Origin of the sequence: Zhongshania aliphaticivorans (genome assembly GCF_902705855.1) — a bacterium.
GTDB lineage: Bacteria > Pseudomonadota > Gammaproteobacteria > Pseudomonadales > Spongiibacteraceae > Spongiibacter > Spongiibacter aliphaticivorans_B.
Genome location: NZ_CACSIJ010000014.1, coordinates 385,010 through 407,215 on the forward strand (window position 1 = coordinate 385,010; position 22,206 = coordinate 407,215).

Below are 22,206 nucleotides of genomic sequence, written 5' to 3' on the forward strand. Positions count from 1 at the left end.
ATGCACATGTCTCCTCTCAGGGTAAGCAAGGGTCGCGGTTTTACGGTAGTGCTCACAGATGTCGAAAGACGCGCTATTATTGAGTACTTGAAGACACTTTAACGCCCTGCGTGCCAGACTTGGCATGTGCGGATAATCAGCGGCCTCTACGAACACAGGGGCCGGCTTAGCAGCTGTTAGGCTGCCAATAAAATAAACTAATAAAACGCCATGACTGATCTTCGTTTAATACTAATTAGCATCATCTTATTTCTCTCTGCGGGCGCGGCGGTGGCTGTGATGGCGGGAGATAAAGCCCCTGAGTTTAGTCGTGTCGATATGCTTGATGGTCAACGCCACAACTTGACGGACTACGCGGGCAAGGTGGTGTACGTTGATTTTTGGGCCTCTTGGTGTGGCCCTTGTAGGCAGTCGTTGCCAAGTTTAGAGGCGCTTTATAAAGAACTGGGCGAGCGTGGTTTTGCTGTGCTAGCTATTAACGTAGATGCCTACAGCCAAGACGCCAGCAGCTTTTTAAAAGCCTACCCAGTGACTTACCCAGTGCTGCGTGATCCTGACAATAGCTTGCCCGCCGCCTTTGGCGTGAAGGGTATGCCGACCGCATTTTTGCTAGACAAAAAGGGGCTGGTGCATCGTGTGCACGAGGGCTTTCGCCCCGGCGATGCCGAGCGCCTGCGCAAAGAAGTGCTGGCACTCTTAGAAGAGGAATCTTGAGATGCGTCTGGTTTTGTTACTACTCAGTTTGTCGGGCTTGGCGGCGTGCGCGGTGGAGCCGGTGGAGGCGTGGGAGCGCGATTTTCTGGCGCGGCCAGAAATGGCCTGGGACCCAGATGCGCTGGGCAGCTCCTATCGCAACCATGTGCATTTTAGTAAAGAAGCCAGTAATGGCGGCGCCTCCGCTGGTGGCGGCGGCTGCGGTTGTAATTGAAGGGCGGTGATATGAGTCAAAACCTAAAAAATAAACGCGCTCTTGCCGCATTAACCAGCGCCGCATTGGCTATTCCTGGTATGAGTGCGTCGGTGCAGGCCGCTTCCGTGCTGACGGAAACCGTGGTGCAGTACAAGGCCTCGGCCTACCGTGAAGCAGATTTAGACAGCAGCAAACTTTCCGGTGGCTCCCTTGAGCGCTATGAGATCGACACCCAACAAGTTCGAGCGCAAATGCCGCTGGGTGAGAAAACCGACGCCAGCATCGAATTTATGTATGAAACCATGAGTGGTGCGTCGCCGTGGTTTATTCTGCCGGGTCAAGATGGGCCGGTGCAGGTAATGAGCGGCGCCACCATTCACGAAGAACGCAAAGACCTGCAGGCTAAGGTTAATCATCTGCTCAACGACAAAACCGTAATTTCTTTGATTGCCGGTGTGTCGGATGAAAAAGATTATTTCGCGGTGAACGCGGGGGTGGAGGCGCTTTATGAAATCCCCGATACCCAGCTCACCCTAACGGCTGGCTTAGGTTATAGCGACGACGAGTTAGAGCCGACCGACGGCGCTATATTACCAGATCGCATTGAACGCGCGACCAGAGACAGCACCACTGCTTTTGTCGGGCTGTCGCAAATTCTAAGTAAAACCACCGTGGTGCAGGGCAGTTTGACTTACAGCCTACAGCGGGGCTTTTTATCTGATCCCTACAAAAAAGTTTGGATAGACGATCAAGCCACTACCATGAACGATAGCCGGCCAGACGACAGGAATCAGTTTGTTGCCCAAGCGAGGCTGCGGCATTTTTTGCCGGACTTAAAAGCAGCCCTGCATTTGGACTATCGTTATTTTGAAGACGATTGGGAAGTTGCCTCTAGCACCATAGAGGCAGCGTGGTATCAAAACCTGCCCGGGGGTTGGGTGTTCACACCGTCGCTGCGTTACTACACCCAAAGCCAAGCTTTCTTCTATGCGCCGTATTTCTTTTCGGCGCGCAATGATGGTTTTGGCTCTGCGGATTATCGTTTGTCGCCCTATGGGGCAATCAGTGTAAAACTGCGCCTCGAGAAGCGTTGGCAAAGTTTTGACCTGCATGCCGAGTGGGAAAGCTACGAAGCCAGCGCAGATTATTCTTTAGATTCCGTCGATGTAGAAAACCCTGCCTTGGTAGAATTTGATATTCTCTCCGTGGGACTTAACTGGCGACTCTAAAATGCGCGCCGGCATGCTCCTTAAATTCTAACGGAGAGACAGCGCGTGCAGCTTTACCACTATCCTTTCACCGCAATGGCCAGTCCCTGCGAACTGCGTTTATATGGCGAATCCCAAGCATTGGCCGCTGCCGCTGCGGAGGCAGCCAAAGCCGAAGTTATCCGTATTGAACAAACCTACTCCCGCTACCGCGACGACAGCGTGGTGGGCAAAATCAATGCCGCCGCTGGCGGTGACCCCATCGCTGTTAACGAAGAAACCTGTGCCTTAATTAATTACGCCACCACCGCTTATACCGAGAGCGGCGGCCTGTTTGATATTAGCTCGGGCGTATTGCGCGAAGTGTGGAATTTTAAACTCGGCCAACTACCCAGCCCCGCCGCCGTCGCATTTTGTTTAAAGCGGGTGGGGTGGAATAAAGTGCACTGGGAGGCCCCTAATATTTCTTTGCAGCAAGGAATGGAATTGGACTTTGGCGGCTTCGGCAAAGAATACGCCGCCGATCGCGCCGCCATCATTTGCGAAGAACATGGCATCAGCTACGGCCTAGTGGAACTGGGCGGCGACATCCGCGTAATTGGCCCCCACCCCGACGGTAGCGCTTGGCAGATTGGTATTCGCAACCCCCGCGATCCCGAAGTGGCGGTTGCGGTCATACCGCTAAAGACCGGCGGCCTCGCCAGCAGCGGCGACTACGAACGCTTTATGGTGATAGACGGCAAACGCTACAGTCATATACTTAATCCCCGCACTGGCCGCCCCGTCGACAAACCGATGGCCGGTGTCACCGTTGTTGCACCGCTGTGCTTGCTTGCGGGAACCGCCGCAACCGTCGCCATGTTACAGGGTGAGAAAGCAGCGCCGACGTTTTTGAATGACCTAGGATTACCGCATTTGTGGATTGATCAAGCGGGAATGCTGGGGGGAGATCTAGTGCCGCACTAAGGTGCTACTCACTGCTTTTTAAGTTTGAAAACAGCAGAGTCATTTTCACTATCTGCGTGAAGAGCGATTTAACACATTGTACTTTGTCAAAACCGCGATATGATCGAGGAAAAGGAGTGTTTGGCAAGATTAAAGGGAGTTTTCGTCGTTTGAGCGGTGTTTACTAATAGAGAGTCTGTAATTTCTTTGAATTTCCTTTTTTATTCCATGCTGATGCTCCAGCTTTGGTAAGGTGACCAAAGTTATATATGGTCTGCTTCGATATAGAAAAAATGTTAGGAAGTAGGTATTAGCGTGAGAGTTTATCATTTCTTAAATGAGCGATATGGTTTAGAGGCCATTTCCAATAAAACGCTTAAGGTTTCAAGATTAAAGTCATTGAATGACCCCTTTGAGTATTATCATATTGATACTGAAAACTATGGTACTCGGAGTATTTTAAAAGAGCGGCTGAATCACGCAAATAGAGAGCTAGGAATTATTTGCTTTAGTCGAAACTATACAAGCCCAGCCCAGTGGGCACATTATGGAGATTCCCATCGCGGAATCTGCCTTGGGTTTGACATACCTGACAGCGAATTGTTTGATATTGAATACGTAGAACGCCGCACGGAGGGGAAAGAGTTCAAAAATTCTCTAGACCTTAAAGGGATGCAGTATATTAAGTACATGCTTTCGAAAAAGCATGAGCACTGGAAGTATGAGCAAGAAGTAAGAATGTTAGTTCCCTTTCCCGAGAAAATAATGGATGAGCGTCTAATGTTCGTACCTTTCGCTGAAAAGTTCTCCTTGCGTGAAATAATGCTTGGCGTTCGATGTGCTACGAGTGCAAAAAAAATAAAGTCCTATCTTGGTCAGGGAAGGGGTTGCGTTCAAGTATATAAAATGGAAATGTCTAAAACTGAATATGAAATTCAGTTACCTGAAGTACTGTCCTAACAAGAAAGTTTCGTCGCCTGAGATTGGGGGGAGCCCTCGGAGTCCTCCCATTTTTAGCTGATGCCTCATGTTAGGCCCAAACCGTGGCGTTACATTTATCGGTGCCACATAGGGAGTTAGGGTGAATACATATAAATACTTGGGGAGTAGATCTGCGGAGTGTTTCCTCAAAGACCAAATAATAAGATTTTCTCAACCTAAAGCATTTAATGATCCGTTCGAGCTACAACCAGAGTTTTATGTATTGGATGATGGGGTTATTGAAGGTGAAGAACTGCCATGTCAGTTTGTTCTACGTGGACATCAATCTGCTTATGAGAAGTATATTATTACGAATCACACAGCAGAAATTCAATCACGAAAATTAGATGGGAAGAATATCTACTCACAACTGAATGAGAAAATTGGCATTTTGTGTCTTACACAAGCTGAAACACTTATGCCAGTCAATTTCCTAATGTGGGCACACTATGCTGAGTCACACCAAGGCATAGTGATTGAGTTTAAGTCAGATAGTGAATTCATCCAAAATTCTAGTTTAGTGCACTATCTACCTCATAGGCCAATTATTGATGCGAAACTTTTGTATGAAAATAAGTATGTGGCTATCGAAGATCTGTACTTTAAATCTGATATTTGGTCCTACGAAAATGAAATTAGGATAACCAAGGCATTATCTGGATGTAAAAACTTAAATATCAAAGATGCTTTGGGAAATGAAATATACGTTTCCGAAATTCCACTTGATAGTATTAAGTGCATCTATCTAGGTTGTAATTCGAGTGATAGCTTGAAGTCAGCAGCTATTAAACTTCACCAATCATCGGGTACTAATGTTGTCTTCTTAAAGGTACATGATGAAGAGTATAAGCTTGTACCATATACCAATCTTGGTGGTACTTTGTCAGATGTTTACGAAACCAGCGAACAGCTTCTTTTAGATAGAGAAAAAATGTGATAAGCGTCGTTGAAATATAATAAATGGCAAAATCAATAACACTATTTATTTGATCGCGAGTACACTTTGGCAGCGCTTGCCACGGGTATTGCCACCACAACTCAATTATATGAAACTGCAGCACAATAGCTGATTTATCAATAACGCATAATTAGAAGAAAACACCATGAATTTTGTAGAAGAACACATTTTTGATGTCCCCCTTGAAGTCGTCGAGCGCATGTATTTTGACACAGCATTTTGCCCTCGTAAGTATGAAGAGCTGGGGCTTGAGAATATCAAGGTTGTGGGCAGTAGCGACGATCCAGAACAGTATTTTGTCGACTGCAGTTTTGTTATGGAGCCCTCTTTGCCACTGCCGGGTTTCATCAAGAAATTTCTACCCGGTGGGGAAAAAATTAGCGTTCGTCAGATTGATCGTTGGAATACTAAAACTCGGAAGGGCGAGCTCGAAATTCAGCTCCAGGGGCTAGAAAAGGTACACATCCGAAGCGTAATGACACTAAAGGCTCACGAGCGCGGTGCCGTCAACGTTATGCAGTGGACCGTGGAATGTAAAATTCCTTTAATTGGCAACAAGCTTGCCGATTTTCTTGGCAAAGATATTCGTAGCAAGGCAGCCAATGATCACGCTGCGAGTCTCAAGATTCTGCAAGACTATCTATAGCCTAGCTTGCGTTTCATAAGCGATGCCCAAGCGTGTCGCTACATCCTTTTCTACCTTGTGCTCTTTGGGCTCAGCAGATGGCACCCAAATTTGGTTTGGCTCGGCCGGACAATGAGTGGCACGGCTTACCAATATGGACGATTGGCGGGTGGTGCATACTGGGCTATAAAATAAGTTCAGTTTGCCTCGTTTTACGCCGTATTTGTTGGCGGGGGCCTCAGGAGTGCCGCATGCGCCGTTTTCGTCTAGCAAATAGTTTACTCATCTCAGGCTTGTTATCGCTTGCCGCTTGCGGCGGTGGTAGCAGCGGCAGCCCTCAGGGTGGCGGCGGTGGCACTCCGAGTGCCGGCAATAGCGGTTCGGCAGAAGAGTTCTTTCAAACCCGTTTGCAAACTTCGTCTGGCTTTTGCCGTACCTGCCATATTCCCGATGGAGTAGCGGATACCGCCGACGGCGATGGTTTGATGTTGTCTAGCAATGCCGCCGATGATTTCCGTTTGCTGCGAGCGTCTTGGGAGACCCTTGGTGGCGGGGTGGAAAGCAATCCTTTATTAATTGAGCCCAGTGATCCTAGTGAGCCGCACAGCGGTGGTAAGCCGTGGCCGGTGGGAAGTCAGCCTTATGAAGCTATGCGAACGCTATTGGCTTGTTGGGACAATCCGGATAGCTGTGCGTTGAGCGGCGGAGGTAGTGGCCCTGCGCCAAATTTAGAGCCTTTGCTGGGCAGTGCGCGGGGCGGCCACGTTTGGTTTGATTATTGCGGTGCAGACGATAATGGTAATCCGAGACCTGACAGTGCGCTGTTACCGCCTGATCCGCGTTCGATGGTGCAACCTGGCATAAGCAATGGCAAAGCGGTGGCATTTAATGCCTTTTGGAAAGATTGTCATATTGATCCTGAGTTAGTCGGCGAAAAGCCTCATCCAGAAACCTGCGGTCAATTGCGTGAGAGTTACGCAATGGGGGCGCCAATCATGGAGGGTAATGGGCAGCTGGGTGCAGCTACTACTTTTGCCGGGCAACAGCCTCACGGTCTGTCGGCGGTGAGTGCCGATCAATACAATATGATGTGGTTGCTTTGGGGCCTGCCAGGTCGGCCAGATAATTTTGATCAGCTAGTGGCAGAGCGCCACGGCTTCGGTCCGGTTTTGAGTGGTCCCGATGCGTCTCGTAACCCCTACCCTCTACAGGGCGAAGATCCAAATCTAACGAATGGTGGCTCTGGTGTTCTGCCACAGGGTTTGACGCAAACACGTAATAATGACGGTACATACAGCGGCTATATTGCGGCCAACTGCCAAGGTTGCCACAGCACGCCGGTGGAAACCGCTGATGGGATTGAATACCACTATGGTGCAGGTGGAGGTTTGTTGGATGCAAGTACCTCTGCGCGTGACTTTGGCGCCTTGGGTGGCGCGGGAACTTTGTTGATTGATCGCGCTGGTTTTGGTGGGCGAGTTCGGGGCACTAACAATGCGCAGTTTGCCAATGTGCTGGCACTACTGGGTAGCTTTGAAAACGCTGATCCAATGTCGTTTGGGCAAATTCTTAATAATGGTTCGACTGCTACCGGAGACACGCCTGCCTGGTGGAATGTTGGGCATCGGCCAGTCAAGTTTGTTGATGCCATGTTCTCTGGCGACGCGGTGCGAGTGGATTTTGCACTTTATTATCCACTGCTGGATAAAAACCCGTTGATCGATGGCGAAGCCCCTGGGGTTTTTGATATGGAGCGTGTCGATCAATGGATGAGTGAGAATGTACAGTACGGCGACCACTGGATTATGGCGCAGAAATCACCCGAGTATCCGGGAGAGATTGATGAACCTTTGGCCGAGCAGGGCGCGGTGTTGTTCCACACCAAAAACCTGTGGGCCGCAAACGTTAATAACCCCGTGCAACAGCCTAGTGAAGGCAATGGTAGCTGTGCTGGATGCCACGGCGCTTATTCACCGCGCTATGTGAACGATCCAAGTTATTTGGCAAGTCCAGCCTTGGAAGGTATGGCTAGCTACATCACGCCTATTGAAATTATCGGGACTGATCGTGTTCGTTTAGATACGTTTAATGAAGGCACGAATCAAGGCTTATCTGGAACGTTTGTGGGTTATCCCGAAACTGCCGGTACTGCGCAGGATTGCCGAGTTCAGAATATGGAGTCATTACGTGACGGTCGCCCCAAGGGGTATGCTGCGCCGCCACTTTACGGTATTTGGGCAACTGCGCCTTATTTACATAATGGCTCGGTACCAAATATTGCTGCCGTGTTGGATTCGTCGGCACGCCCAGCAATTTGGCGCAGAGTGTCTAATTCCGCTCGGGCGGATCAGCAGGGCCAAGTGGTGATGGGCTTTGATTATAATTTTGCGCGTGCCTATGACCAGCAAAACGTAGGTTGGGATTACGAAGAACTAGATTGCGGCGGAGATATTAGCTTGCCGTATTTAGATTGCACGCCGCTTGATCCGCTGGTGGATGCTATTTTGCAAATTCCTGTGAATGCGCTGTTTTCTAATCTTTTATTGGCTTGGAATATCACCAATCCACCTATATTGAGCAATCAGGATGTGGAGAGTCGGAAAATTTATAACACAGCTATGTTTAGTCAAGGTAATGGCGGGCATGTGTTTAGTGATGTATTAAATGACGCCGAGCGCAAAGCGATTATTGAATACTTGAAAACCCTTTAAGGTTTTTGCAAACGAAGAGGCAGAATAATGACAGTGCTTCGATTTTAAAAAATAAAAAGCCATTTAGTTAATCGCTAAATGGCTTTTCTCTAAAGTTAGCCAATGTATGGCGTTACATCCCCGCGCGTTTACAAGCGTGCCGCGAGTTCTGCACCTTCACGTATTGCGCGCTTGGCATCTAGTTCCGAGGCGATATTCGCGCCACCGATGAGATGGTAGCGCTGGCCTTTCGCGCCTTGTTCAGATTCCGAATTGTAAAGCTCGCGGAGCGGCTCTTGCCCAGCACAGATAACAATGTGGTCTACCTCTAACAGGCGCTGTTCGCCATCTTGACTGATATGCAGGCCTTGGTCGTCTATGCGGTCGTAGTTGCAGCCAGCCAGCATGTTGACGCCTTTATTTTTGAGCGTGGCGCGGTGTACCCAGCCGGAGGTTTTGCCTAGGTCTTTACCCAGTGCAGTGGTCTTACGTTGAAGCAGGAATATCTCCCGCTGTGAAGCTTGAGGTTTACCCGCTACGAGCCCGCCGCGTTCGGCGCTGCCTTGGTCAATACCCCATTCGGCAGACCAGCTGACGATGCTTTGCGGGAGTTCAGTGCTGTGGTCGTGGGCGAGGTACTCCGCTACGTCAAAACCGATGCCACCGGCGCCGATAAGGGCAACGCGCTTGCCGATTGTGACCGTACCTTTTAATACGTCTATGTAGGAAACCACCTTGGGGTGGTCGATACCTGGAATACTCAGTGCGCGCGGGCTGACGCCAGTGGCAATGACGACTTCATCGTAAGCGCCACTGATAAGTTCGGCCTTTTCGACGCGATGGTTAAGTGTGAGTTTGACCCCTGATCGCTCTATTTGCGTACCAAAGTAGCGCAGGGTTTCACCGAATTCTTCTTTGCCGGGAATGGTTTTGGCTAAATTAAATTGACCGCCGATCTTGTCTGCTTGATCAAATAAATGCACTAGGTGTCCGCAGTCTGCTGCGGCAGTGGCGCAGGATAGCCCTGCCGGGCCAGCGCCGATAACGGCAATTTTTTTGGCCTTGGCTGTGGGCTTAAAGATCAGTTCAGTCTCATGGCAGGCGCGGGGGTTTACCAAGCAACTGGCGCGTTTCAATTGAAAGGTGTGGTCTAAGCATGCTTGATTGCAGGCGATGCAGGTATTTATTTGCTCGCTACGATTGCTGGCCGCTTTGTTTACCCACTCGGCATCGGCCAGCATAGGTCTGGCCATCGACACCATATCGGCTTGGCCGTTCGCCAAAATGTGCTCGGCAATATCCGGCATATTAATACGGTTGGAGGCGATAACAGGAATGTTGACCGCTTGTTTTACAGCTGCGGTGGCTTCGCTGAATGCGGCGCGGGGCACCGAGGTGACAATGGTGGGTACGCGCGCTTCATGCCAGCCAATACCGCTGTTTATCAAGGTTGCGCCGGCGGCCTCAATCTCTTTGGCGAGGTCTATTATCTCTTCTCTAGTGCAACCGTCGGGCACTAAATCGAGCATTGATAAGCGGAAAATAATTATAAAATTAGGGCCGACTTTCTTACGGGCGGCGCTGACAATTTCCACGGCAAAGCGGCGGCGGTTTTCGGGACTGCCGCCATAGCGGTCTTTGCGCTTGTTAGTGGCTGGTGCCAAAAATTGATTAATTAAATAGCCTTCGCTGCCCATTATTTCGACACCGTCGTATCCGGCTTTTTGGGCCAGCTGTGCGGTGCGGGCAAAGTCGTTGACTGTGCTGGTCACGCCGCGGGTACTTAAGGCGCGAGCTTTAAACGGATTGATTGGCGCTCTGCTCGTTGAGGCAGTTTTAGAGAGTGGATGATAGGAATAGCGACCGGCATGAAGAATTTGCAGGCAAATTTTGCCTCCCGCTTGGTGTGCCGCCTTGGTGACTTTACGATGGTTGCGAATATCTAAACGGGAGTTAAACGTACTGGCACCGGGATAAAGCCAGCCACTTCGATTGGGGCTGTAACCGCCGGTAATCATAAGGCCCACGCCGCCCTTGGCGCGTTCGGCGAAATACGCGGCGAGTTTGGGGAATTGCCAAAAACGATCCTCTAGACCGGTGTGCATGGAGCCCATTACCACCCTATTTTTTAGCTGAGTAAAACCCAGATCGAGGGGTGTGAAGAGGTGAGGGTAATGCTGATTTTCTGTATTCATGGCATGGCTCGCAATGTCTAGGCGAGGTCAAGATATCTTCTGAAGTTTACAGTGTCAATATTTGGGCTAAGTCACAGTTTGTCACCGCGACACAATGATTGATATGGCCCCATCTCGCTCTGTCGCTGACGTAAATCGAGTGTAATTAATTTGCATCGGATGGATGCATTTACCACTTATCTTAATCGTTATTTTAGTGCTGTGGACTCATTAGATTCTCAGTTTTACAGTGAGCCGAGAGTGAATTTATTTTGCATCGAAAGACTCGATAACGAGTGTTGCTGGTCGTGTGCTATATCTGATATCTGCTAAGATCTAGTCCTATTTATGAGGATGGCCGCATGTCAGTGATTCAGTACATTGGTTTAGAACAATTTATGGAAGGGGTTGTTAGCCGGAATCCTGGTGAAGTCGAATTTCATCAGGCTGTCTACGAGGTTGCCGTTGATATTTTTGATTTTATACGTGACAAGCCGGTCTACCATGAAGCGCAAATTTTACGCCGTATCGCTGAGCCAGATAGAGTGGTTTCTTTTCGCGTATGTTGGGAAGACGATACTGGCAATGTCAGAGTGCAGCGGGGGTATCGCGTACAGAATAATAATTCCATCGGCCCCTACAAGGGTGGTCTACGGTTCCACAAAAGCGTTAATCAAAGTATTTTGAAGTTTCTCGCCTTCGAGCAAACCTTTAAGAATAGTTTAACCGGCTTGCCTATGGGTGGCGGAAAGGGAGGCTCTGATTTCGACCCTAAAGGAAAGTCTGATCGTGAGATCATGCGTTTTTGCCAGTCGTTTATGACCGAGCTATATCGGCATGTGGGTGAAGACACGGATATTCCCGCCGGTGATATTGGCGTGGGCGCCCGGGAGATCGGTTATATGTTCGGCCAGTACAAGCGCATAACTAACCGTTACGTTGGTGTGTTAACAGGTAAGGGCCTGGAATGGGGTGGCAGCTTGGTTCGCAAAGAGGCTACCGGCTATGGTGTGGTGTATTTTTTAGATCATATGTTTAAACAAGAGAAAACCACCATTGACGGTAAAGTTATTGCGATCTCGGGGGCGGGCAATGTGGCTACACACGCCGCAGAGAAGGCAATTCAACTTGGCGCTAAGGTTGTCACCCTGTCTGATTCCACTGGTTTTATTCACGATCCCGATGGATTTAATCATGAAAAAATTCAGTGGGTAGTTGAAAAAAAGAGTCAGGGGCGTGGAAGTTTAGCAAGTTACGTGGATATCTATTCTGGTGCTACTTTTCATGCTGGAGAAAGGCCGTGGTCAGTATCCTGTGATGTTGCCATGCCCTGCGCAACGCAAAATGAACTGAACGAGAAAGAAGCTAAAATTCTACTGAAAAATGGCGTGAAGGCGGTAGTTGAAGGCGCGAATATGCCTTGCAGCAATGATGCTATTGCGGTGCTGCGGAATGCGCGAATTTTATTTGGCCCGGCTAAGGCCGCCAATGCGGGCGGTGTCGCCGTATCCGGTTTGGAAATGAGTCAAAATAGTACGCGAATCAGTTTAAAAGAAGAGCAGTTGCAGGGGATGCTGCGCGAGATTATGGGAGATATCCATAAGAATTGTTTGGAGTTTGCCGTGCAGGACGATGGCTATGTTGATTATGCCAAGGGCGCTAATATAGCGGGCTTTAAGAAAGTCGCCAATGCAATGTTAGCGTTTGGAATATTGTGAAAATAAAAACGCCGCCAGAGATATTTTCTGACGACATTTATTGATGTGCGATATCTCAAAAAAAGGGCCAGTGAGCAATGCGCTCGCTGACCCTTTTAGGACGATATTGCTAAAAAATTATCGCGCTGCGGATAATGCACCGAGTACGCGCTTGTTAGCTTCAGTCAGCGCTGCGCTAGCTTTGACCTTATACTCGCTTGGATTGGCAGTGATATTGATATCTTTAGCGCTAGACGAGCCGCCGCTTACTGCGCCCAATACTGAGGAGAACACGTTGGCGGCTTTTTGCAGTCCGCTGGTAGAGTCTTCACTCTTACCGTAAGCCCCTGGGATAACAACTGGTGCTTGAATTAGAATTTTCCCGTTTGGATGATTAAAAGTGCTCGTTATGCCGCGCATCCAATTAATGCCTGATCCTGGAATAACTTGAAGACCTTGGCCGGCACTGACTTCGGCGGAGTATTCGGCTCCTTTTATGTCGGAGTAAGCATTTGACTTGTAGTCGGTTTCACTTCCGAAGTAGACAAAGTGTACGGCGTACTCGACGTTTATAATTGGCAATTGCACTTGGTTAGCGGCGTCATAGGCTGCGTAGGGTAGAGAGTCGGAGATGTCTTTCTTAATTAGGCTGCGTCCGCTGGGCGCGAATGTGGTGTCTTCGCGGCTGCCACCTGTGATTATTTTTAATGACGATGTGGTCTTTTTTGGACTGTCTTCATATTTAAGCGATTGCCAAGCTGCGTTGTTGCTGAGAGTACTTTGGTCAGCAATGGTATAGCCGTTGGCTGTGAGACCTGCGATAAAATCTTGGTAGGCGGCATCGGTAATACTTTGCATGACATCGTCTGGTACGCCGACTAATTTAGCGCGCATGCTACTGGTTGCGTAGCCGGTATCACTGCTAAACATGGAGCTTTTGGCGGTCGCTGATGTTTTGTCGAAGGTGATAAACGTCACTCTAAAATCACCTAATAAAACCTTGTTTTGGCCGGTAAAAGTGTCGGCATTTTCAATGGCAATTGGATCAACTTGCTTTGTGGCGCCACCTATTCCGGCGCAGGCGCTTATCAGCGTGAGAATCACGGCTGAGAAAATTATTTTTTTCATGGGGAACTCGTAATTTTTCTAGGGGGTGTTCATTTTAGGAGGCTAGGCGTGCGTGGGTAACCCCCTAATTAGGGGGCTTCAGGTGGGGAATAAGGGCGGAGCTATAAACTGCGTTTACAACGGTTTGTCTCCGCCCTAATAATCACTGGCTTTTCTTAACGAATTCTGACTTTAGCATCATCGGGCCTATACCTTTGATATTGCAATCGATGTCGTGATCGCCCTCTACCAGCCGACCAATTTTCACTTTAGTGCCAATTTTTGCGGTAGTCGATGTGCCCTTGATTTTAAGGTCTTTAATCAGTGTCACATAGTCACCTTCGGCCAGCAGGTTGCCGTTGGCATCTTTAACAACGAATTCACTTTCTGTTGCTACTGTTTCGTTAGGATTCCATTCGAATCCGCATTCCGGACAAGATAATACGGCTTGTACTTCATAGACGTAGCTTGATTCACATTTTGGGCAGGGGGGTAGAGTATTCATTACTTATCTCCTTTAAAAAATTATAAATAAACCGTGAAATCACTTAGGCCAAGTGATTTGATTAATGGGACTAATGTATTTAAGTCTTCTGTGGCGATGGGTTCGTCATCATTGTCGGCAAAAACAAATGACTTGCTGTGCTTGTCGCGTAGCATAACAAACCATTGGGCTTGATTGCCCGGCCTGATTCGCACTTGCGCTTCTTTCCAAGCGCCGGTTTTGCCTAAGGCAATGGCATTATCTAGTTTCATATGATGTTCCTTTCTTTAGGGCATCTTCAATGGCATCGTCTAGCGTGGGAAATGATGCGGCTAGAGCGCCTGAAGCTTCTCCTCGTGCTTTTGCTAAGGTTTTTAGTGGTTGAAATTGCCAGTTAGAAAAACGAATTGATATTTTATTTTTTTCGCAGTGGTCAATTAATTTCTTGATCGCAGAGAGCCCGCCGGCGTCCAAGTAGGCGCTGTATTGTAAGTGTATGATAAGGCCATTAACCTCAACCATTTGGGTAGAAAGTTCTCCGACGATGCGATCGGCGGCGGCAAAAAATAAGGGACCTCGAATTTTTAAAACTCTTATATTCTTTGGTGGCTTTGTGTGGACAAAGTCCGGGTTGTTAGTAATGTCGACCACATCTGTTAGTGCGGCAATTTCTTTCATAAATAATAGAGAAGCCAACACGATGCCGGCGGTGATGGCGATGACCATATCGAAGAAAACAGTCAGCGATAGGCAGGTCAAAAATACCAGTACATCGCTGGTGGGAGAGGAGCGTACCAGTTTTACGGATTTTGCCGCTTCGCTCATATTCCAGGCAACCACTATAAGAAGTGCTGCCATGGCGGGCATAGGAATGTACGCCAAGATTCGAGCTAGAAGTAATAAACTGAGTAATACAACTATTGAGTGAACAATGGCTGCAATAGGCGATGCGGCACCGGTCTTAAAGTTGGTTGCTGAGCGCGCGATGGCTGCTGTTGCCGTTACGCCGCCAAAGAAAGGAGTTATCAGGTTACCTAAACCTTGCGCTAGTAATTCGCTATTGGCGCTGTGGCGTTTGCCTGACATGCCGTCGAGTACAACTGCGCACAGCAATGATTCGATGGCACCTAGCATGGCGATGGCGAAGGCGGCGGGAAGTAGCTCTGATATTAAGCTCAGGGATAGCCCCAGTGCTTGCCCATCTGCGCCGGGTCTGTTCCAGGGCCAGTCAAATGTGGGTAGGTAAGGGGGGATGCCAGGCGCTTGTTCACCGCTGGGTAGCAAGTAATGGAAGCGGGAGCCAATGGTGTCCACGTCGATGCCTTGCCAACTCAAGACAATCCCTAATAGGCAGGCTAATACCAGTGCGGGCAAGTGCGCTGGAATACGGGTACCAAGTCGCGGCCACACAATCATAACCGCAAGCGTGAATAGGGCTATGGCGAAACTACCCAAATCGATTTGCTGAAAATGGCTGCTGATGGCGATTAGCTTATCGATGAAGTGTTCCGGCATTTTGTCGATTGTCATGCCGGTAAAATCGGTGATCTGTAAGACGGCGATTACAATGGCAATACCGCCCGTAAACCCCAATGTTACTGATTCAGGGATGTACTCAATAAAGCGGCCGAGTCGCGCGTAGGCCATAGCGACCAAGATGCCACCGGCCATAATTGAGGCCAACAATAAACCTGCTAAGCCATATTTTTCTGCCAGTGGATGCAAGATAACGACGAATGCAGCCGTCGGTCCAGAAATGCTGAAACGACTCCCCCCCGTCAACGCAATGATGGCACCGGCAATCAGCGCCGTATACAGACCGTATTGCGGTGCTACACCGCTGGCAATAGCCAGTGCCATGGCTAATGGAATGGCAATAATACCGACGGTTATTCCGGCGATGACGTCTTTGATTAAATCTGCGCGGGAGTATCCATCGGCAAATGCTTCACGGAGTGCATGCCCTGCTCGCAATGACAAAAGATGTCCTCTATGAGACAAGCGAGGTTTTCCTTTTCAGGGTGAGTGGTGGATTAGCTTCTTACTACCATCAATTTGGCCTTGCCGCGTGGGCGAAAATATCATCTCCATGCATTGGGGTGTGCTTAGTTATGCTATACGGGAGCATTGTTAAGTATGATAATAGTATTATAATGATATTATCATTTAAGGTTGTTGAAAGTCACATCCATATTAACTTCAGTAAAAGGAACCCTAGTCATGTCTCTCCTCCGATTACAGCAGGCCCTTCAGCACTATGGCATTCATGATTCTGAGGCGATTCTATACAATCCGGACTATGAGACCTTATTCCAAGAAGAAACGCGTTCAGAGCTGGAGGGTTATGAGTCGGCGCGTTTAACAAGCAGCGGCGCAGTCGCGGTGGATACCGGTATATTCACTGGCCGCTCGCCAAAGGATAAATATTTCGTCAAGGACGATACCACCCGCGATACGCTGTGGTGGTCAGATCAGGGTAAGAACGACAATAAACCAATTACTCAAGAAACTTGGCAATCCCTAAAGGCCGTAGTGGGCGAGCAGCTTAGCGGTAAGCGCTTGTTTGTTGATGATCTATTTTGTGGCGCGAATCCTGCGAGCCGTTTAAAAGTCCGCTTTGTAACAGAAGTCGCTTGGCAGTCTCACTTTGTAAAGAATATGTTCATTCGTCCTTCGGCGACTGAGCTTGAAAACTTTGAGCCGGACTTCGTTGTGCTGAACGGGGCTAAGACGGTTAATCCGAATTGGCAGGACCAGGGTCTGAATTCGGAGAATTTCGTTGCTTTTAATATGACCGAGGGGGTGCAGCTTATTGGCGGTACTTGGTATGGCGGCGAAATGAAAAAAGGGCTTTTTTCAGTTATGAATTACCTGCTGCCGCAGAAGGGAATTGCTTCCATGCATTGCTCTGCCAATGTTGGGCCCGACGGCGACACTGCGATATTTTTCGGGCTGTCTGGGACAGGCAAAACCACCTTGTCAACCGACCCCAAGCGCGCATTAATCGGTGATGATGAACACGGTTGGGATGACAGCGGCGTGTTTAATTTTGAGGGTGGCTGCTACGCCAAAACCATTAACCTTAGTCAAGAGCAAGAACCCGAAATATATGCAGCGATCAAGCGCGATGCATTATTGGAAAATGTGGTTGTTGATGACGCCGGTAATGTCGATTTTTCAGATTCGTCTAAAACTGAAAATACCCGAGTTTCGTACCCGATTTACCATATTGATAATATCGTCAAGCCGGTTTCTGTGGGTGGTCATGCAAATAAGGTTATCTTCTTAACCGCTGATGCGTTTGGTGTGTTGCCGCCGGTGGCGCGATTGACTAAAGAGCAGGCGCGCTATTATTTCTTGTCCGGCTATACCTCTAAATTGGCGGGCACCGAGCGGGGAATTACCGAACCTACGCCAACCTTTTCGGCGTGTTTTGGTGCTGCGTTTTTAAGTTTGCATCCCACCCAGTATGCAGAGGTGCTTAATAATCGCATGGAACAGTCTAACGCTCAGGCTTATCTCGTAAATACGGGTTGGAACGGCACCGGTGAGCGAATCTCTATTAAAGCGACTCGACGTATTATTGACGCCATTCTGAATGGTTCAATTGAGGACGCGGAATTTAATACGTTACCTATTTTTGGCCTGCAAATTCCTCAGGCTCTTGAAGGGGTAGATGGCGGTATTATCGACCCGAGAAATACTTACGGTGATATTAACGAATGGACCGATAAGGCCTCCGCGCTTGCTGCAAAGTTTGTTGCTAATTTCAGCCAATTTACGGATACCGAGAACGGCCTTGCCTTGGTGGCTGCAGGCCCCAAACTAGGCTAGTGAGAGGTGTAAGCCAATTTGAGGTGGGTGTTGAGTGCGGGTAGCATTTTCCCCTGCTTCAGTTTGGTCGACGGGTTTTTGTCAGTTTTTTGGGCTGCGGATAAGTTCTGGTGTAGTGCTTGTAGTCGCGATCTATCGCATAGCGGCCAGTGTTATCGCTTCGATTTTGGGCCTTTTGCGGTAGCTGGGCTTGTGCTGTAGGTGACGCCATGCTCGTTTAGGTAGCCGCGAATTAGTTGGCGTACTACTTGTGATGGGGTGAGGTCTTGAGTTGCGCAAAGCTCTTCGAATGCCGCCTTCTTTGCAGGGTCAACTAAGACAGTCAGTCGAGCAGTTTTTGATTCCAAAACATTCTCCAATTATCATTAAATTATAACTCAATGATAATATTAAGATATCGCGCGGCAATGATCCATTAATTTACGTAATTAGACGTGGTGCATTGTGTCATGAGGGTTGAGGTAGGTCTGTGATCAGCTGAGGCAGATTAGTTGTGTTTGCTGGAGTTACTGTAAAGTGCTTCTAAGCTCATCAACTTCTTGTTTTGCTTCTGTTAAAAATGCTAGGCCTTGTTCGGGGCCTATTTCTTCTAGCCCTAGCTTTTTAAACGCCGGTAATCTGGATAGTTGTGGCAGTTTGCCGTGACTGCGTTCGGCAAGGTAGGTGTGGTAGCGAGCGACTAGAATAAGGTCGGCTAGGTCGGCTTGCGGGGATTTGTCTCTCATCCAGTTTTCGCGGTTAAGGCCGACTTGAACGAGCTCTTCGTCAAATTGCCAGTTGTGCAGTATGAGTCCGCTAATCTTGCCGCTAAATTCGGCGAGTAATTTTTGTAATTCGCCGGGGGCTGCGCAGAGTTCTGGGTATGACTTAACATTTGCCAACAGTGGCAGCGCGCCAATATCTTGGAGTAGCCCTGCGAGCAGTGCGCGGTCAGGATCAAATTTACAGTGCCGAGCCATTACATGGGCGAGTGCGGCGGTGTGCACACTGCGTTTCCAAATATCCCGCATATAGCTTTTTACGGTTGGATCCTGAATAAGGAACAAGGTTTTTAAGGCGTAGCTCGCGGTAAAGTCGCGGGCGGCGTTGAGGCCTAGGCGCTGGATGGCGGCGCTAAGATTACGGGCGGGCCTGCCTCGGTTGTAATGTGCGCTGTGACTAATTTTTAGTAAATAGGCGCTGAGGCCGGGGTCCTGTTGGATGAGTTTTGCAAGGTCGCTTATTTCTAAATCTGCTTGGTTAATGGCGACGCGAATGTCGATCGCAATATCTGGAAGGCTCGGTAATTCTATAGTGCCGGCGCGCAACGAGTCCGCCACAAACTTTAAAAGCTGTGTTTTGGGCGGTGTTGCTAAAGCTTCTGTTGCCGGCATTATTGAGTCTATTCAGTACAAATGACCTTACACTGTCAGGCTTGTACGTTTTTTACTCAATAGGGGCTTGCCGTAGTGGAGATTGAAGGCCGACGCGACTATGTCGGCCTTCAATTGGTTTGATTTACTTGGCGAGCGCCAGTTGATGCGACAGAAACTCGTCGTAGCTTCCTTGGAAATCAATCAGTTGCTCGTCTTTAATTTCGACAATGCGGGTTGCTAACGACGACACAAACTCACGGTCGTGGCTGGCGAAGATCAGCGTGCCTTCGTAGTGCTCTAGGGCTAAGTTGAGCGCCTCGATGGCTTCCATGTCCAAGTGGTTGGTCGGTTCGTCCATGATCAAGACGTTGGTGTCTTGCATCATGAGCTTGCCGAACAATAGGCGGTTTTTCTCGCCGCCGGAACACACTTTGGCGCGCTTGTTAAAGTCGTCTGATGAAAATAATAGGCGGCCTAAGGTGGCGCGAACAATCTGGTCGTCGTGTTCTGGTTTGCGCCAGCGGCTCATCCAGTCGAAAAGATTTAGGTCGTTATCAAAGTCGTCGGTGCTGTCCTGTGGGCAGTAGCCTAAGGTGGCGTTCTCCGCCCATTTAACAACACCTTCGTTGGCGCTTAACTCATTCATTAGGCAGCGTAAGAAAGTGGTCTTGCCCGCGCCGTTTTCGCCTAATACGGCCAAGCGGGTTCCCGCGTCTAAAATCATGCTGCCTTTTTTGAACAGGACTTCGTCAAAACCGTGGCCGATGTTCTCAAGGGTTAGGGCTTGGCGGTGAAGCTTTTTGTCTTGTTTGAAACGAATATAGGGCGACTGGCGGCTAGAGGCTTTGATTTCATCTAGCTGAATTTTGTCTATTTTCTTAGCGCGCGACGTCGCTTGTTTTGCTTTGGATGCGTTGGCAGAGAAGCGGCTTACGAAGGCTTGTAAGTCGGCAATTTGGGCCGTTTTCTTGGCGTTCTGGGATTGCATGCGCTCGCGTGCGGCGGTGGCCGCGGTCATAAAGTCGTCGTAGGTGCCGGGGTAAACACGCAGCTCGCCGTAATCGATGTCGGCCATGTGAGTACACACTTCGTTTAAGAAGTGACGGTCATGGGAGATAATGACCATGGTGCTTTTGCGATCGTTAAGCACGCCTTCCAGCCAGCGGATGGTGTTGATGTCCAAGTTGTTGGTTGGCTCGTCCAACAGCAAAATATCTGGATCAGAGAATAGTGCCTGCGCGAGTAGTACGCGGAGCTTCCAGCCGGGTGCCACTTCACTCATGGGGCCAAAGTGCAGGTCTAGTTCAATGCCCGCGCCGAGTAAGATTTCGCCAGCACGGCTTTCTGCGCTGTAGCCGTCCAATTCCATGAACTGGGTTTCAAGATCGGCTACTTTCATACCGTCTTCTTCAGACATTTCTGGCAGAGAGTAAATACGTTCCCGTTCTTGCTTTATTTCCCACAGTTCGGTGTGACCCATGATGACGGTGTCGATGACCGAATATTCCTCAAAGGCGAACTGGTCTTGGTGCAGCTTGCCGATGCGCTCATTGGGGTCTAGTGACACATTGCCGGAGCTGGGCTTTAAACTGCCGTCCAGAATCTTCATGAAGGTGGACTTGCCGCAGCCGTTTGCGCCGATAAGGCCGTAGCGATTACCACCGCCAAATTTAACGGAGATGTTTTCAAAAAGCGGCTTGGCACCAAACTGCATGGTGATATTTGCGGCGGAAATCAATGTTGTATACCCAATGAGTGATGAAGTAAAAATTGCTAAAAGAGGACGATGTGCGGGGCGCGTACTATACGGGTTTCTTGGTCTCAGGTCGAGGTATGGCTTGGAATTGACGTGATAATCCGCGAAAACGATGTCAATTCGTGCTATGCGGCGCCATTTGCCGCCACCTTAGCGACTGAGCGAGCATGGAATAAGTGAAAGTAGTCCTTTTATTAGTGAGTGTCGTTAATTAACAGCGAAGTCGTCGTGCGCCGCTATTCTAATTTTTACTGGTCAGCGTAGTTTATGGGTATCTGATAAAACCATAAAAATGAGGTAGCTATGAATAATGATACGCGGGAGCCAGTACCGCTCTGGGCCAGATTCTTTTTGGCCTTTGCGGATATAACCATCTTCAACGCCCCAGGTAAGCCCTTTATGAAAGTGGCTTGGGCGGTGGATTTACACAAAATATTCACCCTCTTTATTATTTACGGCATGATGAGCTACTACGGCAACTTTAGTGTGGGCGCGTGGGTGTTTTTGGGCTTGCACGGCATATATGGCTACTGCTGGCTGATCAAAGATTTCGGTTTTCGGGATCATCAATTAGAAAACAAACTGAGCTTTCTAGGCTTTATAAATCTCTATGTACTATTGATAGCGTGGTATTGGTTGATGCCGTGGTTGTTTATTGCGCGCGCGATTGAGCCTTCCGGCTTGGTGCTGTTTTTCGCGATAGCCATCCACACTCTAGGTGTTGTAACCATGGTGGCTGGTGATGGCCAGCGTCATTGGATTTTAAAGTACCGCAGTCAGCCGGGTCTAATTCGTGAAGGTATGTACCGTTACACCCGCAATCCAAATTACCTCGGTGAGCTTATGTTGTATGCGGCTTACGCATTGCTCGCTAATCATTGGATTGCTTGGGCTATTTACGGGTATATGGCGATTTATTTTCTTGCGCGTATGAAGGGTAAAGATAATGCCATTTCTCGTCATCCCGGCTGGGCAGATTATAAAGCGCAGTCAGGCTTGGTTATTCCTTGGGCGCTTATTAATGGTCGGGCAGTAATGGATCGCATCTCTAAAAATAATAAGAAAACAAGGGAGTCACAATTACATGAAAAATAGTCGTGCTTGGCGGGGCTTCTTCCAGTTCTCCGCCATTTTTAATTTTACCGCTGCGTTTGCCATGCTGTTTGCTCCTGAGTTGCTGTTCAAGATTTTAATGATGAGCGACACGCTAACGAAGGAAGCCATTCCATGGCTACATCAATTTGCCGGTTTGGTCTTGGTGTTCGGTATGGGGTATTGGGTTATTTCAAGAAATCCTATGCTCCATAAAGATATTGTCTGGATGGGCTGTATAGGGAAAATAGTGGTGTTTTCTTTGGCGTGGATTGATATCGCGCTATTTAATGCACCGGTGGGTTTTGGGATTTTGGTAATAGCTGATTTACTGTTTGCGATATTTTTTGCGATGGTATGGCGGGCTAAGGAATAATTTTTTTCTGGTGA

Annotated in this window: 20 protein-coding genes; 12 read left to right on the plus strand and 8 right to left on the minus strand. The window is 48.7% G+C overall.

The features are described 5' to 3' along the window. The first annotated feature begins 210 nt into the window (after positions 1 to 210). From GVJ32_RS13855 to GVJ32_RS13890, 8 genes are all read left to right on the plus strand, one after another. Positions 211 to 714: a TlpA family protein disulfide reductase gene (locus GVJ32_RS13855; RefSeq protein ID WP_159240685.1), complete on the plus strand. Its 504-nt coding sequence runs from the start codon at positions 211 to 213 to the stop codon at positions 712 to 714. 1 nt (position 715) lies between these two features. Then, positions 716 to 928 carry a DUF4266 domain-containing protein gene (locus GVJ32_RS13860; RefSeq protein WP_159240686.1) on the plus strand — a complete coding sequence of 71 codons (213 nt, stop codon included), beginning with the start codon at positions 716 to 718 and terminating at the stop codon, positions 926 to 928. A gap of 11 nt (positions 929 to 939) precedes the next feature. Continuing rightward, positions 940 to 2,139 carry a DUF3570 domain-containing protein gene (locus GVJ32_RS13865; protein WP_159240687.1) on the plus strand — a complete coding sequence of 400 codons (1,200 nt, stop codon included), beginning with the start codon at positions 940 to 942 and terminating at the stop codon, positions 2,137 to 2,139. 45 nt (positions 2,140 to 2,184) lie between these two features. Further along, complete coding sequence (locus GVJ32_RS13870) at positions 2,185 to 3,084, plus strand: FAD:protein FMN transferase (RefSeq protein ID WP_235035136.1); 900 nt, start codon at positions 2,185 to 2,187, stop codon at positions 3,082 to 3,084. Positions 3,085 to 3,378: 294 nt separating this feature from the next. After that, a complete protein-coding gene (locus GVJ32_RS13875; protein ID WP_159240688.1) occupies positions 3,379 to 4,023 on the plus strand; it encodes a DUF2971 domain-containing protein in 645 nt (214 codons plus the stop codon). Positions 4,024 to 4,144: 121 nt separating this feature from the next. Continuing rightward, positions 4,145 to 4,981 carry a DUF2971 domain-containing protein gene (locus GVJ32_RS13880; protein WP_159240689.1) on the plus strand — a complete coding sequence of 279 codons (837 nt, stop codon included), beginning with the start codon at positions 4,145 to 4,147 and terminating at the stop codon, positions 4,979 to 4,981. 166 nt (positions 4,982 to 5,147) lie between these two features. Further along, positions 5,148 to 5,648 (plus strand): DUF2505 domain-containing protein, encoded by a 501-nt coding sequence (locus GVJ32_RS13885; RefSeq protein WP_159240690.1) that lies wholly within the window; start codon positions 5,148 to 5,150, stop codon positions 5,646 to 5,648. Between the two features lie 230 nt (positions 5,649 to 5,878). Next, positions 5,879 to 8,338, plus strand: a complete 2,460-nt coding sequence (locus GVJ32_RS13890) for a hypothetical protein (RefSeq protein ID WP_200841422.1) — start codon at positions 5,879 to 5,881, stop codon at positions 8,336 to 8,338. Between the two features lie 128 nt (positions 8,339 to 8,466). On the opposite strand, the gene GVJ32_RS13895 is transcribed toward GVJ32_RS13890, so the two are convergent. Then, on the minus strand, positions 8,467 to 10,512 hold the full coding sequence (locus tag GVJ32_RS13895; protein WP_159240691.1) for an NADPH-dependent 2,4-dienoyl-CoA reductase: 2,046 nt from the start codon (positions 10,510 to 10,512) through the stop codon (positions 8,467 to 8,469). Positions 10,513 to 10,853: 341 nt separating this feature from the next. Here GVJ32_RS13895 and gdhA point away from each other — a divergent pair, with 341 nt between their 5' ends. Further along, on the plus strand, positions 10,854 to 12,209 hold the full coding sequence (gene gdhA, locus GVJ32_RS13900; protein WP_159240692.1) for an NADP-specific glutamate dehydrogenase: 1,356 nt from the start codon (positions 10,854 to 10,856) through the stop codon (positions 12,207 to 12,209). A gap of 117 nt (positions 12,210 to 12,326) precedes the next feature. On the opposite strand, the gene GVJ32_RS13905 is transcribed toward gdhA, so the two are convergent. The 4 genes from GVJ32_RS13905 to dauA all read right to left on the minus strand — a co-directional run bounded on the left by GVJ32_RS13905 (position 12,327) and on the right by dauA (position 15,780). Further along, the gene (locus GVJ32_RS13905; RefSeq protein WP_159240693.1) at positions 12,327 to 13,316 is read right to left on the minus strand and encodes a hypothetical protein; all 990 of its coding nucleotides are present in this window, start codon (positions 13,314 to 13,316) and stop codon (positions 12,327 to 12,329) included. A 142-nt stretch (positions 13,317 to 13,458) separates the two neighbouring features. Further along, a complete protein-coding gene (locus GVJ32_RS13910; protein WP_159240694.1) occupies positions 13,459 to 13,800 on the minus strand; it encodes a zinc ribbon domain-containing protein YjdM in 342 nt (113 codons plus the stop codon). A 20-nt stretch (positions 13,801 to 13,820) separates the two neighbouring features. Continuing rightward, positions 13,821 to 14,051: a hypothetical protein gene (locus tag GVJ32_RS13915; RefSeq protein WP_159240695.1), complete on the minus strand. Its 231-nt coding sequence runs from the start codon at positions 14,049 to 14,051 to the stop codon at positions 13,821 to 13,823. Beyond that, on the minus strand, positions 14,038 to 15,780 hold the full coding sequence (dauA, locus tag GVJ32_RS13920) for a C4-dicarboxylic acid transporter DauA (RefSeq protein ID WP_159240696.1): 1,743 nt from the start codon (positions 15,778 to 15,780) through the stop codon (positions 14,038 to 14,040). The genes GVJ32_RS13915 and dauA overlap by 14 nt, the downstream gene beginning before the upstream one ends. Before the next feature lie 219 nt (positions 15,781 to 15,999). Between dauA and pckA the strand changes: the two genes are divergently transcribed. Continuing rightward, positions 16,000 to 17,613 carry a phosphoenolpyruvate carboxykinase (ATP) gene (gene pckA, locus GVJ32_RS13925; RefSeq protein WP_159240697.1) on the plus strand — a complete coding sequence of 538 codons (1,614 nt, stop codon included), beginning with the start codon at positions 16,000 to 16,002 and terminating at the stop codon, positions 17,611 to 17,613. Between the two features lie 152 nt (positions 17,614 to 17,765). Here pckA and GVJ32_RS13930 read toward each other — a convergent pair whose 3' ends face one another. The 3 genes from GVJ32_RS13930 to GVJ32_RS13940 all read right to left on the minus strand — a co-directional run bounded on the left by GVJ32_RS13930 (position 17,766) and on the right by GVJ32_RS13940 (position 20,706). Next, positions 17,766 to 17,960 (minus strand): ribbon-helix-helix domain-containing protein, encoded by a 195-nt coding sequence (locus GVJ32_RS13930; RefSeq protein WP_159240698.1) that lies wholly within the window; start codon positions 17,958 to 17,960, stop codon positions 17,766 to 17,768. A 159-nt stretch (positions 17,961 to 18,119) separates the two neighbouring features. Continuing rightward, on the minus strand, positions 18,120 to 18,986 hold the full coding sequence (locus GVJ32_RS13935; protein ID WP_159240699.1) for an HDOD domain-containing protein: 867 nt from the start codon (positions 18,984 to 18,986) through the stop codon (positions 18,120 to 18,122). Between the two features lie 124 nt (positions 18,987 to 19,110). Further along, entirely contained in the window at positions 19,111 to 20,706 is a 1,596-nt protein-coding gene (locus GVJ32_RS13940) for an ABC-F family ATPase (protein WP_159240700.1), read from the minus strand. A 321-nt stretch (positions 20,707 to 21,027) separates the two neighbouring features. On the opposite strand from GVJ32_RS13940, the gene GVJ32_RS13945 reads away from it, so the two are divergent. Together GVJ32_RS13945 and GVJ32_RS13950 are read left to right on the plus strand one after the other, a co-directional pair. Continuing rightward, a complete protein-coding gene (locus tag GVJ32_RS13945) occupies positions 21,028 to 21,819 on the plus strand; it encodes a methyltransferase family protein (RefSeq protein WP_235035139.1) in 792 nt (263 codons plus the stop codon). After that, entirely contained in the window at positions 21,809 to 22,192 is a 384-nt protein-coding gene (locus GVJ32_RS13950; RefSeq protein WP_159240701.1) for a hypothetical protein, read from the plus strand. Before GVJ32_RS13945 ends, GVJ32_RS13950 begins: the two co-directional genes overlap by 11 nt. Positions 22,193 to 22,206 lie beyond the last annotated feature (14 nt).